The organism is Rossellomorea sp. NS-SX7 (assembly GCF_052828565.1).
The window spans coordinates 2309880-2322848 of sequence record NZ_CM128249.1 but is presented as its reverse complement, the minus strand read 5'-3'; the positions used below and the strand labels follow the sequence as shown (position 1 = coordinate 2322848).

Genomic DNA, 12969 nt, shown 5'->3' with positions numbered 1-12969 from the left:
AAATATCCCATTCAAAAAGGAATTTTAGGACAGACTAATGATAAGGGAGGTGTAAAGGCGTGAATAAAGGTGTGCTGACAGCCTTATTAAGTATAGTACTTGCTCAAGGCTTCAAAATTCCTATTCATTATATAAAGAAGAGGGAATGGAAACCTGAACTGTTTTTTCAGACAGGTGGCATGCCCAGCTCTCACAGTGCCGGAGTTGCTTCTTTAACCACTTTTATCGCATTGAAAAAAGGTGTCAAAACGATTGATTTTGCTCTATCCTTTGTCTTCGGATTGATTGTCATGTATGATGCTCAGGGGATAAGGAGGCAGACTGGCGAGTTGACTCTTAAAGTAAATAGTTTGGACGAGCTTGTCAGAAAAGCACACGAGAAAGAATCGGTGGAATTTGAAGAGAGAAAACCTAAACGCCTGAAAGAAATGCTTGGACATCAGCCCCAAGAGGTAGTAGGGGGAGCACTGTTAGGTCTGATAATGGGGGCTTTAGGATTCATAATTTCAAAAAAAGATAGGCAAAGAAAAAGATTTTTTGTAAGATGAAATAAGACAACGCTGTATGTTTAGGGTGAGGAGAAAAGTGAAAAAAACAACGGAAGATTTTCTCATTGATTTGGAAAACCGGGGATTTAAATTTCAGGAAGATGCAATTGGTTTTATTTATTTCGGAAAAAAATATACCGATGCATCTGATGAGCTGGTCAATAGTGCTATTGAGATCACATTGAAAGCTCAAAAGCAGTTTGACTCAAGCTTTTATATGTCTATATTAGAACGTCTTCATTCCCAGAAAATCACCTCTAGGAAAGAAGCGTTGCGTTGGATGGTCCATCAGGGTCTTGCATAATATATGGCTGCTTACCCGTACATGGTTGCTTTTCGTATGTTGTACAGCATGTACGTACAATGGACCAGCGAACGGTGTTTATCAGAGCCAAATCAAAAAGGAGTGCCGTTCAGGCCTCCTTTTTGTATGAAGCGTCTTTTAATCACAACATCATTAATTTAAATGAATGGCTTTCCTTGCCAGTTCATCGGCCACTTTGTTTTCTTTACTTGGCACCCATTTTATGAAAAACAGGGGAATCTTCCCTGAGAGCTCCAATATTTCCTGTAACACAGGCTTATAGGACGGACTCTTTACAAACTCTTTTTCCACGGCTTGTACGAGAGCTTGTGAGTCACTCCGGATCCATACCGTTTGTGCGTTATTTTCGATGCAGATTTCCAACGCTTTCTTACAGGCAGTGAACTCAGCCAGATGATTATCCATATCACCCAGGGGTAACGAAAAATGTTTCAGCTCCCCGTTTTGTTTTAGGACGATCCCAGCCCCGCTTGGACCTGGATTACCTGCGCTGGCCCCATCTATATTTACTTCAAACATCTGTGCCACCTCTCCTTATGAATGATTTAATTTTTTTCTTTAGGGAATCGTTTAGCTAAATACCCAAAAGGTGTGTCCAATAAAGAAATCAGCCACTTCAATAAATAAGTTGTAATGAAAATTTCTAACCAAATATCAAAAGGAAATGTACCCAAGAAAGCAATACTGGTAAATACAAGTGTATCAATGAGCTGACTGATCATGGTACTTCCATTGTTACGTATCCAAAACTGCCCGTCTGACGGGAACCTTTTCTTTAAAAATGAGAAAATATAAACATCTGTAAATTGACTGATCAAGTATGCGGCCAGACTTCCCAGCGCTATTCTCGGAATCAAACCGAAAATGATGGATAATGCTTCTTGAGCAATATCTTCCTGATGGGGTTGAAATAACAGAGCCAGCTGCATAATAATAGTCATAATGATCAAAGTGAAGAAGCCCAACCAAACCGCTTTTTGTGCTTCTTTTTTTCCGTAACGCTCATTTAAAATGTCTGTGACCAGGAAAGCCGATCCGTACATCGCATTTCCCAAAGTAGCTGTCAAACCGAATATCTCAATGGTTTTGACCACTTGCAGATTGGCAAGGATGGTTGATACGCCAATCCAAACGAATAGTCCTGTTCGTCCAAACATTCTATACATGATGAGTAAAAGTGAAAATGTGATGAGGACGAACAAGAGACCAAACCAAATATTAAACATGGGAATCCTCCTATTTACGAACAATAATCTCCATTATACAAATAAAAGAAATGTTGAACAATAACGACTCCAGATGAAAGAGAGTGGTCACTTTGAAGATGAAGCTTAAGTTCAAATATGCAAGTAAAACCAGCAGCGATATCTGGTTCGAATCCACATGGTTTTCAAGGAAGGAAACAATGATCCATGTTGATGATTTAATGAAGACGGGAAGAGTCATCGACCTTGAAATCATTGATGAAATGGAGAATTCCTGGACGCGGAAGGAATTTATCAAGTTGGATAAGGAGTTAGATAAGGAACCTGAAAATATCGTTGTTTACTTTGATGGCGGTTTTGACAAGGAGCATGCTCTTTCTGGTATCGGGATCGTCGTTTATTATGAAAAGGGTGATGAGCGTTTCAGAATACGTAAAAATGAAAAACTAGAAGAACTTGAAAATAATAATGAAGCCGAGTATGCCGCATTGCATAATGCCATTCTTCTGCTTGAAGAGATTGGAGTGAAACATGCCCCTTGTACAATCAAAGGTGATTCGCAAGTTGTACTGAAGCAGCTTGAAGGGGAATGGCCCTGCTTTGATGAAGGGTTAAACAGGTGGCTGGATCGGATAGAAGTTCTAATCGACAGACTGAAATTAAATGTGACAGTGGATGTTTTGAGCCGAAATGATAACAAGGAAGCTGATAAGCTTGCTAATCAGGCTCTATCGGGTAAAGAAGTGCACAGTCATAAAAGGATAGAATAAATTCAGCCCGTATAATATATTCTATAAATACAAACTACACGAAAGATGGAAGAAGTTTAGGAGTGATGGAATGGACCGCAGACAAGTAGTTGATAAAGTGGATGAACTAATCGACACCTATTGCAGCGACTGCTTGCTTAAAGCATATTTTCGCAAGGAATTCAGTAAAGCACGGGCCCATCGTTTTTGCATCGAAGAATGTACAGTCGGGGAACAAATCAAGTCTTACGGAGATAAATTAAAGTAAATTGTAAGAACATAGCGGAGAAATGAAAAAAGCGGACGATTTAAAAATCGTCCGCTTTTTTATTCATATATGGGTTTTATTATAATTTAACTACGTTAGCAGCTTGAGGTCCGCGGTTACCTTCAACAATTTCGAAAGAAACTTCTTGACCTTCTTCTAAAGATTTGAAACCTTCGCCTTGAATTGCTGAGAAATGTACGAATACATCGTCTCCGCCTTCTACTTCAATAAAGCCGAATCCTTTTTCGTTGTTGAACCATTTTACTTTACCATTTTGCATATTCTTCTAATCCTCCTAAATAAATCAAGCACAAGGGTGCTTCTGGAAAATATTTATCATGAAATGTTGACTTTCACTGCTTAAGCACTAAAAATCTCCCTATTTCAATGATGTCTTTACTATACAATATGAGGATTTTAGAGTCAACATCCGTGAAATGTATTTTGCGGAAATTTTTAAAAAATTCATCCAGGAAAAATTGGAGTGTTTTTTGTAGAACGAGGAAACAAGGTTCAATGCAAAGAAATAGCAGAAGCTAGCGGTGGGCACAGGGACGCGTAGAGATCCTCAATGGGATAAAGTGAAATGCTTCAAAGGTATAAGAAGTAGTAAACTATTTTAAATAATTTCTTCATTTTCATTGACAGAAATTGAATAAGGAAATAAAATTTGCACTAAGGAAACTTTTATTGCGCGAGCGAAGATTTATAACTTGATTAAAAATAAATTGCTTGTGTAAAAAAAGGTGAACATATATAAACTTTCTGAATAGGTTAGAGGTAGCGGAAAGAATATTCGAGATAAAAGTGAGAGAGGAGATTAAACATGAACAAAAGATTAATGGTACTTATCGGGATGATCATTATTTTAATGGGAGGGCTGATCCTTTCTGGATGCGGAACGACAGCAGGTAAACCATCGAACGATAAAATAGTGGTTACAACTACAATCGGACAAATCGGAGACGCAGTAAAAAATATCGGAGGAGATCACGTAGAAGTTCACAGTTTAATGGGTCCTGGTGTAGACCCTCACTTATATAAAGCTAAACAATCAGATATAGGGAAGCTTCAAGAAGCAGATATCATTTTCTACAGCGGTCTCCATCTGGAAGGGAAAATGCTTGAAATTTTCGAAAAAATGAATGAAGAAAAACCCACATACGCGATAGCAGACAGCATCCCTAAGGATAAGCTGAGAAAAGATGCAGCAGACAATACAGCAATGGATCCGCATGTATGGTTTGATATTGACCTATGGAAAATAGCATTGGAGCAAGTACGTGACGGTTTAATTGAGAAAGATCCGGAAAACAAAGAGGACTATATTAAAAATACCGAAAAGTACTTTGCGGAATTGGATGAGCTGAAATCATATGCTGAAAAAGAGATGTCTACCATCCCGGAAGAGCAAAGAGTTTTAGTTACAGCTCACGATGCGTTCAATTATTTTGGTGCAAAATATGATCTTCAAGTCATGGGACTGCAAGGTTTAAGTACGGATGCAGAATATGGTCTTGCAGATGTACAATCGCTTGTCAATACACTTGTGGACAGGAATATCAAAGCTGTATTCGTCGAATCAAGCATCTCAGAGAAATCGATCAACGCCGTTATAGCAGGAGCAAAAGATAAAGGGCATGAAGTGAGTATCGGCGGAGAATTATTCTCTGATGCCATGGGGAAAGAAGGAACAGAGGAAGGTACGTATATCGGAATGTACCGTCATAATGTCGATACGATTGTTGACGCATTAAAGTAATGTAAGGAGGATCATTCATGAATTCAGTGGAAATTAAAGGTTTGACCGTTGCTTATCATAGAAAACCAGTGCTGGTGGATGTAGAATTTTCTGTTCCGAAAGGGAAACTGATCGGGATTGTCGGTCCAAATGGCGCAGGAAAATCGACCTTGATTAAAGCTATTCTGGGATTGATTCCCCGGTCATCCGGAGATATCAAAATATTTGATAAACCTTATTCTCCTAAGAGTAAGACGGTTGGGTATGTCCCGCAGAGGGGATCAGTTGACTGGGATTTCCCCACAAATGCCCTTGATGTTGTGTTGATGGGCAGATATGGTCACTTAGGCTGGTTTAAAAGACCATCCAAGAAGGATGTTGCCTACGCTATGGAGTGTTTGGAAAAGGTAGGGATGACTCAATTTGCCTCAAGACAGATCAGCCAGCTTTCAGGAGGCCAGCAGCAAAGAGTATTCCTTGCACGCGCACTAGCCCAGGAAGCAGAGGTTTATTTTATGGATGAACCATTTGTAGGGGTGGATGCGGCAACTGAAAAAGCCATCATCTCGTTATTGAACGAATTGAAGGAACAGGGAAAGACTGTACTGGTCGTTCATCATGACCTTCAGACAGTTACGGAATATTTTGACTGGACGCTTCTGCTTAATAGAAAGACAATTGCATACGGACCAACTGCGGATGTGTTCAATGTAGATAACTTACAACTGACATACGGTGGGAAATTATCCTTCCTGGAAAAGGATAAAATGCTGATTCAACCATAAGAGAGGTGAGTAGAATGAATCATTTGTGGCAATCTCTTTTAACTGATGGAAACACACAATGGGTATTACTCAGTACATTATTGCTGGGGATTGCAAGCGGGGTATTAGGAAGTTTTGCGCTTTTAAGAAAACAAAGTTTAATAGGGGATGCCGTTGCCCATGCCGCGCTTCCTGGTATTTGCTTTGCTTTTATGTTCATTGGTGAAAAGAATTTCTTCGTATTACTGATTGGTGCTGCCGCAACCGGATTGCTGGCAGCTTATACGATACAATTGATTACAAATACAACGAGAATCAAAGAAGACACTGCGATCTGTTTGGTTCTGTCGGTTTTTTTCGGATTGGGAATCGTATTGTTAACAAAGGTGGCCCAGATGCCTACAGGAAACCAGAGCGGCTTGGATGATTTCATATTCGGTCAGGCAGCTTCCCTCGTTGGAAGAGATGTACAATTGATGGGCCTGACAGCAGCTGCGTTAATAGTCATCACAACACTGTTATTTAAGGAATTCAAAGTTAGTACATTCGACCCTCAATTTGCAAGGGGGATCGGCCTCCCTGTGGGCTTACTGAATTTTTTATTCGTCTCCCTTTTAGTGATTACCGTAGTGATCGGTATACAGGCAGTAGGGGTCATCTTAATGGCAGCCATGCTGATTACACCGGCAATATCAGCCAGATACTGGACTGATTCACTGCGTACGATGGTCATTATTTCAGGAATAGTCGGCGGATTATCAGGTGCAGCAGGGACATTGATCAGTACATTGGGCAAAGGTCTATCGACAGGTCCATTCATCGTATTGACAGCAACTGTCATTTTCATCTTTTCCTTGCTGTTTTCACCTAAAAGAGGGTTGATTTCAATTATCCTGAGAAGAACAAGGAACGATGATCGCTTGGCCATTCGTTTCGTTTTGAAGAAAGTTTATGCTCTGAGAAGAGAAACGATCAGCGAAGACTCCCTTTTCCAGGAGACGAATATATCAAAATATCGATTTGCGCGTGTCATGAATCACCTTGTGAAAAACGCTTATATATCTAAAGCGGATGGCGAAATTTCCATTACGGATTCAGGTTCTATGAAAGCTGAACAATTCAGGTTTGTGGATGAAATTGTTGAATTGAAAGAAATGTATCCCAGTGAACTTGGATCACTTGACATCAACTGGATCGAAGAGCAGGAAGAAGAAACTTTATCAAAGGATCAATTAAGGAAGCTGCAATTGAAAATGTCGGAAATTTACAGTCAAAATCCTTTTCTGAACATAAAAGTCCGTGCTGAGAGAGGGGGGCAGGGGTATGAGCTATGAACTTTGGATTCTTCTGACAGGCAGCTTGGTAGGACTATCATGCGGGGTCATCGGCTGTTTTTTAATACTTAGAAAGATGTCGATGCTGGCTGATGCAATTAGTCATACCGTACTTCTTGGACTGGTAATGGCATTCATCGTCAGTCAAAGTATGAATGGTTTCAATATGCTGATCGGGGCAGCTGCGGCTGGACTATTGACGACTTTTATCGTACAGCTATTGAATTCGAGCGGTATCCAGGAAGATGCTGCAATCGGTGTAGTATTTACTTCCCTGTTCGCCCTCGGTGTTATCCTCATATCCCTATTTGCTAAAAATGTTCATTTGGACGTCGAGCATGCATTGATGGGTGAGATTGCATTTGTTCCATGGAACACCATATCAATACCATTCCTGGGGGCAATACCAAAGTCTGTTGTCATGCTTGGGTCCATCCTGATTATTGATGTTGCAGTCATTTTGCTTTTATTCAAGGAATTTAAGTTAACTTCATTCGATCCCAATATGGCCGCAGCCATTGGCATCCCCGTCTTAGCCATCCATTATATCCTGATGGGATTGGTCTCGGTGACGACGGTTTCTGCATTTGACAGTGTGGGAGCGATTCTGGTGGTTGCCATGTTGATTGCCCCGGGTGCTACTGCTTATCTGTTGACAGACAGATATGTGGTGATGCTTTTCTTAAGCGGAGCTATTGGAATCTTTGACAGTATTGCGGGATATTATGGAGCAAAGATATTCGACGTTTCCATTTCTGGTGCGATGGCAGTCGCTGCCGGTATAGTATTCCTGATTGTATGGATGCTTTCACCAAAGTACGGCTTAGTATCTAAATTCCTCAATCAAAGAAGGTTGTCTGAAGAGTGATATAAAGTATCCGGGTTGTATTCATCCTGTTCTTATAGTAAACTTTTATTGATATTTATGGGAATTTGGAGGGTGCAGAATGCCTACACCAAGCATGGAAGACTATTTAGAACAGATCTATTTGTTAATTGAGAATAAAGGGTATGCGAGAGTATCTGATATAGCTGAAGCTTTAACCGTACATCCCTCCTCAGTGACAAAAATGGTGCAGAAGTTAGATAAAGATGACTACCTGGTATATGAAAAATATCGTGGGCTCGTACTGACTCCAAAGGGGAATAAAATAGGGAAACGCTTAGTTTACAGACATGAGCTCCTTGAGCAGTTCCTTCGGGTGATCGGTGTAAAGGAAGAACATATATATGAAGATGTAGAAGGTATTGAACATCACTTGAGCTGGGATTCCATTGACAGGATCGGAGACCTGGTACAGTTTTTTGAAGAGGAAGAAAAGAGGCTTGAAGATCTAAGGGATGTTCAAAGCAGAAGTGAATAAGAAAAGCGGAGGGGCTTTGAAAGAGGCGGGTGGCATAAGGTGGATCGGTCACGAAGGCGTTCTTTGCCCTCTTGGCCGGTTTGACTTATGACATGTGCCTCTAAGCCCTGTAGCTGGACAGATAGAAAAGCGGAGGCAGCTCGTTAAGAGGCGACAAGCATAAGACAGGGCAGCCATAAAGGCACTCTTTGCCTTTTTGGATGGCATGGCTTATGTCTCGAGCCTCTAGCCGCCGAAGCTGGACAATTCCAAAAGTGAAAATTTATATTTATTTCAAATGATAAAAAGGGCTGCCTGGCGTGCAGCCCTTTTTATTTTCTATAAAACGATCGGTACAGCTTAGAATATAGTCGGATAATCGTCGAAACCTTGTCCGGATGCATTGGAAGAGTAGATCTCATATTCCCCCCATTCATTTTCCCGAAGATCAACACCGTTAAGTAGTCCTTCCGAAGCCTCCAGCACGGCTTTTCGGTACGAAATGATTCTTCCGCCTGATGTTTGAAAACTGATGATATCTCCATGATAATTACGCTGAACTTTCGTGATTTCTTCCATTTTTTTAAACCCCTTCTTCAATGATTTCCATTAGTAGTATGGTCAAATGTGCCAAGGTTCATAAGGAAATGGATTCTGTTTTAGAAATTATTAAATAGGGAAAAAAGAAGGATTTTTCCCTTATAATAAGAAATAGAGTAAGAGAATAAATATACCGAGGTGCAATGATGAGTAAATCTGAGTGGCATGAAAATGCTAAATCACGCTGGGAAATAAATGCAGATAATTGGCATTCAAGAAGTGCGGAAATGTGGTCAACCGGCAGCAGGAAATCCATTGTCCCATTTTTCCAGAGAACGGTTGATAAAGGGAAAGAAATAGGAGACCTGGGATGTGGAGACGGTTATGGCTCCTATCTGCTTCATCAGAACGGATATAAAGTGACAGGTATGGACTTCTCTGAAAACATGGTCGCAATAGCAAATCAGCTTGAAAGGGAACATCTGAAATTTGTTCAAGGAGACCTTGCCCGCCTTCCTTTTAAAGAAAATGAGTTTGAAGCAGTGATGGCCATCAATTCAATTGAATGGACAGAATCTCCATTACAGGCATTAAATGAACTTGAACGGGTCACAGATAAAGAAGGATATATCTGCATTGGGCTTCTTGGTCCGACAGCACATCCCAGGGATAATTCCTATCCACGTCTCCATGGGGAAAACGCCATATGCAACACGATGATGCCATGGGAATTGGAAAGGCTGGCAGAAGAAAAAGGCTGGAATAAGATTGATGAAGAGTGGGTTTATAAAAAAGGGGTTAAGGAAAGTTTGACAGGGTCACTTTCAAATGAATTAAAGCAAGCGCTGACTTTCATGACCCTTTTTATGTTTAAACTTCCTTAATGAATGATGGATGATTTTTTTAAGTATATACTATTTAAAAGAACACTGTTTATTTTTACGGCTGTAGTCGTTGCAAGGGAACTAACAGCGGTGTAAGTGCCAATCAATTTTAAAAAGGTGGATACGATGACATTGACAACTAAGAAATTGAAAACTGATATTGAAATCGCACAGGAGTCTCCTCTCCTGCCAATTTCTGAGATTGCCCGAAAAATCGGCCTGACAGAAGAGGACATTGAGCTGTACGGAAAATATAAAGGGAAAATATCATATGAAGCGATACATAACCTGAATAAACTTAGTGATGGAAAATTGATATTGGTTACCTCCATTAACCCCACTCCGGCTGGTGAAGGGAAATCAACTGTTACGGTTGGACTTGGAGATGCACTGAACCAGATGAATAAAAATGCGATGATTGCCATGAGGGAACCTTCCTTAGGACCTGTCATGGGAATGAAAGGTGGAGCAACCGGGGGCGGTTATTCGCAAGTCCTTCCAATGGACGAGATAAATCTTCACTTCACCGGGGACATCCACAGCATCACAACGGCCAATAATGCCCTTGCCGCAATGATTGATAACCATGTGCATCAAGGCAATGAGTTACAGATCGATCCGAGAAGAATCGTTTGGAAACGTACCATTGATATGAATGACAGGGCATTAAGGAACATCGTCATTGGCCTTGGCGGTCCCGTCCAAGGTGTACCGAGAGAAGATGGATTTGATATCACAGTGGCCTCTGAAATCATGGCCATCCTTTGTTTGTCCAATGATCTTGAGGAATTGAAAAAAAGACTTGGCCAGATTGTAGTGGCGTATAACAATAAAAGACAGCCGGTCACGGTTAAAGACTTGAAGGTGGAAGGAGCATTGACTTTATTGCTGAAGGATGCACTGAAACCTAATCTGGTGCAAACAATCGAACATACCCCTGCACTGATTCATGGCGGTCCGTTTGCAAATATTGCTCACGGGTGCAACAGTATCGTCGCGACGAAAACCGCATTGAAACTTTCTGATTATGTTGTGACGGAATCAGGATTCGGGGCAGATCTCGGTGCGGAGAAATTTCTCAATATCAAGTCACGGGCAGCAGGCATTGCACCTGATGCAGTCGTTCTTGTAGCAACGATACGTGCATTGAAAATGCACGGAGGACAAAGTAAAGAAAATCTGAAGATCGAAAGTATGAAAGCCCTGAAACTCGGACTTGCCAATTTGAAAAAACATATGGAAACACTTGATGCATTTAACGTGTCCTATGTGGTGGCGATCAACCGCTTTGTTTCAGATACCGACAGAGAGATAGACTTTCTGAATGCCTGGTGTGAAGAGGAAGGGGTCCCGGTCTCATTGACTGACGTATGGGCACAAGGCGGCAGAGGCGGATTGGATCTGGCACAAAAGGTACTATCAGTCATTGAAGATGATAGTAAGGAATTCTCCCCGCTATATGATTTGTCTGATTCACTTCAGACGAAGATTGAATGTATTGCAGGAAAGGTATACGGTGCCAGTGGAGTGGATTATTCAGTGAAAGCAAAAAAGCAGCTGGATGAATTTGAAAATAACGGATGGGGCCCCCTTCCTGTATGCATGGCGAAAACACAATATTCCTTATCAGATGATCCCGCAAGGCTGGGAAGGCCGAATGACTTCACCATTACGATTAGGGAGCTGAAGCCCAAAATTGGTGCAGGATTCATAGTGGCATTGACAGGGGAAGTCATGACGATGCCGGGGCTGCCTAAACATCCGGCTGCGCTCAATATGGATATTGATGCAAACGGGAAAGCCACTGGTTTATTCTGAGATATCGAACTTAAAATGAAGGGAAGGAGGAGAACAGGATGTTTGACCCTACAGCCTTTGATAATTTAAAGGTAGTTGTTGAAGGTGCCGTGTACGACTTAGACCTCTCAGGAGACATTTCCATTCTCGACCGAAAGGATTTATTTGACTTTGCCCATTATGAACGGGCTTACGTGATCCATTATTCCCTGCCTCATCGGTCAAGTTCCATCTCACTTGAATTAAGAGCGGATATGGGGCATTTTTTAGCGGAAAGAAATGGTTTGGCGGAAAAGAACCAGGCGGGGGCAGTCATTCAATTGATATACAACGGTAATGAAAAAATTTATGAGCATCAGGAAGAGTTGGAAACGACATGGGGACCGGATAAAAGCTGGGAGTGGATCAATGTGCACTCCTCTCTACACCCGCCAAAGGTACAGGGTGTACTAAAGTTTAACAGAGTCATAACCGAAGAGATGGTGGATGATATTCTTCAGATGGTTTCTTTTTCAATGGAAACATTGGAGCAATTGGACTAAAGGTGTCCAGTGAAATAGATATATCAATAAGGGGGCGTTATCGATGAGAATAGCATGGGTAACTGATAGTACTGCATATATCGAGGATCTGTCAGCTTGTAAGGAAAATGATGTGTTTGTGGTGCCAATGAATATATTATTCGGGGAAAAGGAATACAGGGATGGGATAGATTTATCCCCGCAAGATCTGTTTGAAAAGTTGAAAGAGGAAAAAGTGGAAGTGAAAACGTCACAGCCTTCCATCGGTACGTTCAAGGAATTATATGAAGAGCTCGCAGGTCGTTATGATCATATTTTTTCAATCCATGTTTCCTCTCACTTCAGCGGCACCATGTCTTCTGCTTATCAGGCGGCGGAAATGCTCAATGATTCATTTCCATCCATCACTTGTATTGATTCCAAGACGCTCACATATCCACTGACGGAGCTTATCGAATATGGTCAAACCCTGCATGGAAAAGGGAAGTCTATTGAAGAGATTACGAAATCAATAGAGGAAAAGATCAAAACCAGGGAAGTATTTGTCATGGTGGGAAGTCTGGAACAGCTCCATAAGAGCGGAAGAATGAACGGCTTATCTTTTTTTCTTGGAAGTGTATTAAATATCAAGCCAATCCTTTCGATAGTGGACGGAAAATTAGAAGTGAAGGACAAAGTAAGAAGTATAACTAAGGGCTTGAGTAAAATGAGTAACCTGCTGGGTGATGCCTTACAGACAAAGAAAATAAAAAAAGTCTCCATTTTACATGGGTTGAATCATGATGAAGCGGTAGGATGGATGAAAGAATTAGAGAAAAGCCATCCGGGAATCGAGTTCGGGGCATATCCTCTTGGAGCGGTCATCGATGTTCATGCAGGTGCCAACACCATTGGGATCAGCTGGTCTGAAGAAAACGGGGAAGCATAAGTATAGAGAGGTGACGTATAAG

General features: G+C 41.2%; 17 protein-coding genes. 13 read left to right on the top strand and 4 right to left on the bottom strand.

The genetic code is table 11. The annotated features are described in order from the left end of the window. Positions 1 to 59: 59 nt before the first annotated feature. Both ACUXV2_RS11630 and ACUXV2_RS11625 read left to right on the top strand, forming a co-directional pair. A complete protein-coding gene (locus ACUXV2_RS11630) occupies positions 60 to 548 on the top strand; it encodes a divergent PAP2 family protein (RefSeq protein WP_446243373.1) in 489 nt (162 codons plus the stop codon). 16 nt (positions 549 to 564) lie between these two features. After that, positions 565 to 852 (top strand): DUF6123 family protein, encoded by a 288-nt coding sequence (locus ACUXV2_RS11625; RefSeq protein WP_446243372.1) that lies wholly within the window; start codon positions 565 to 567, stop codon positions 850 to 852. 153 nt (positions 853 to 1005) lie between these two features. Here ACUXV2_RS11625 and ACUXV2_RS11620 read toward each other — a convergent pair whose 3' ends face one another. Both ACUXV2_RS11620 and ACUXV2_RS11615 read right to left on the bottom strand, forming a co-directional pair. Further along, a complete protein-coding gene (locus tag ACUXV2_RS11620) occupies positions 1006 to 1392 on the bottom strand; it encodes a reverse transcriptase-like protein (protein WP_446243371.1) in 387 nt (128 codons plus the stop codon). Positions 1393 to 1418: 26 nt separating this feature from the next. Further along, positions 1419 to 2099, bottom strand: a complete 681-nt coding sequence (locus ACUXV2_RS11615) for a queuosine precursor transporter (protein WP_446243370.1) — start codon at positions 2097 to 2099, stop codon at positions 1419 to 1421. A gap of 98 nt (positions 2100 to 2197) precedes the next feature. Here ACUXV2_RS11615 and ACUXV2_RS11610 point away from each other — a divergent pair, with 98 nt between their 5' ends. Together ACUXV2_RS11610 and ACUXV2_RS11605 are read left to right on the top strand one after the other, a co-directional pair. Continuing rightward, on the top strand, positions 2198 to 2848 hold the full coding sequence (locus tag ACUXV2_RS11610) for a reverse transcriptase-like protein (protein WP_446247057.1): 651 nt from the start codon (positions 2198 to 2200) through the stop codon (positions 2846 to 2848). Positions 2849 to 2918: 70 nt separating this feature from the next. Continuing rightward, positions 2919 to 3095 (top strand): zinc-finger domain-containing protein, encoded by a 177-nt coding sequence (locus ACUXV2_RS11605; RefSeq protein WP_446243369.1) that lies wholly within the window; start codon positions 2919 to 2921, stop codon positions 3093 to 3095. 79 nt (positions 3096 to 3174) lie between these two features. On the opposite strand, the gene cspD is transcribed toward ACUXV2_RS11605, so the two are convergent. Then, positions 3175 to 3375 carry a cold-shock protein CspD gene (gene cspD / locus ACUXV2_RS11600; protein WP_007084796.1) on the bottom strand — a complete coding sequence of 67 codons (201 nt, stop codon included), beginning with the start codon at positions 3373 to 3375 and terminating at the stop codon, positions 3175 to 3177. Between the two features lie 546 nt (positions 3376 to 3921). Here cspD and ACUXV2_RS11595 point away from each other — a divergent pair. From ACUXV2_RS11595 to mntR, 5 genes are all read left to right on the top strand, one after another. Then, positions 3922 to 4857 (top strand): metal ABC transporter solute-binding protein, Zn/Mn family, encoded by a 936-nt coding sequence (locus ACUXV2_RS11595; protein ID WP_446243368.1) that lies wholly within the window; start codon positions 3922 to 3924, stop codon positions 4855 to 4857. A 17-nt stretch (positions 4858 to 4874) separates the two neighbouring features. After that, complete coding sequence (locus ACUXV2_RS11590; RefSeq protein ID WP_446243367.1) at positions 4875 to 5621, top strand: metal ABC transporter ATP-binding protein; 747 nt, start codon at positions 4875 to 4877, stop codon at positions 5619 to 5621. Positions 5622 to 5635: 14 nt separating this feature from the next. Then, on the top strand, positions 5636 to 6934 hold the full coding sequence (locus ACUXV2_RS11585) for a metal ABC transporter permease (protein WP_446243366.1): 1299 nt from the start codon (positions 5636 to 5638) through the stop codon (positions 6932 to 6934). Then, positions 6924 to 7802, top strand: coding sequence for a metal ABC transporter permease (locus tag ACUXV2_RS11580; RefSeq protein WP_446243365.1), 879 nt, complete (start codon positions 6924 to 6926; stop codon positions 7800 to 7802). The genes ACUXV2_RS11585 and ACUXV2_RS11580 overlap by 11 nt, the downstream gene beginning before the upstream one ends. Positions 7803 to 7881: 79 nt before the next feature. Then, a complete protein-coding gene (gene mntR / locus ACUXV2_RS11575; protein ID WP_446243364.1) occupies positions 7882 to 8298 on the top strand; it encodes a transcriptional regulator MntR in 417 nt (138 codons plus the stop codon). Between the two features lie 339 nt (positions 8299 to 8637). Here the strand turns inward: mntR and ACUXV2_RS11570 are convergent, their stop codons facing one another. Continuing rightward, positions 8638 to 8856, bottom strand: coding sequence for a DUF3892 domain-containing protein (locus ACUXV2_RS11570; RefSeq protein WP_446243363.1), 219 nt, complete (start codon positions 8854 to 8856; stop codon positions 8638 to 8640). Positions 8857 to 9023: 167 nt separating this feature from the next. On the opposite strand from ACUXV2_RS11570, the gene ACUXV2_RS11565 reads away from it, so the two are divergent. From ACUXV2_RS11565 to ACUXV2_RS11550, 4 genes are all read left to right on the top strand, one after another. Further along, complete coding sequence (locus ACUXV2_RS11565) at positions 9024 to 9701, top strand: class I SAM-dependent methyltransferase (protein ID WP_446243362.1); 678 nt, start codon at positions 9024 to 9026, stop codon at positions 9699 to 9701. Positions 9702 to 9827: 126 nt separating this feature from the next. Then, the gene (locus ACUXV2_RS11560; protein ID WP_446243361.1) at positions 9828 to 11519 is read left to right on the top strand and encodes a formate--tetrahydrofolate ligase; all 1692 of its coding nucleotides are present in this window, start codon (positions 9828 to 9830) and stop codon (positions 11517 to 11519) included. Between the two features lie 38 nt (positions 11520 to 11557). Then, the gene (locus ACUXV2_RS11555; protein WP_446243360.1) at positions 11558 to 12040 is read left to right on the top strand and encodes a hypothetical protein; all 483 of its coding nucleotides are present in this window, start codon (positions 11558 to 11560) and stop codon (positions 12038 to 12040) included. A gap of 43 nt (positions 12041 to 12083) precedes the next feature. Then, positions 12084 to 12947: a DegV family protein gene (locus ACUXV2_RS11550; protein ID WP_446243359.1), complete on the top strand. Its 864-nt coding sequence runs from the start codon at positions 12084 to 12086 to the stop codon at positions 12945 to 12947. The last annotated feature ends 22 nt before the right edge of the window (positions 12948 to 12969 follow it).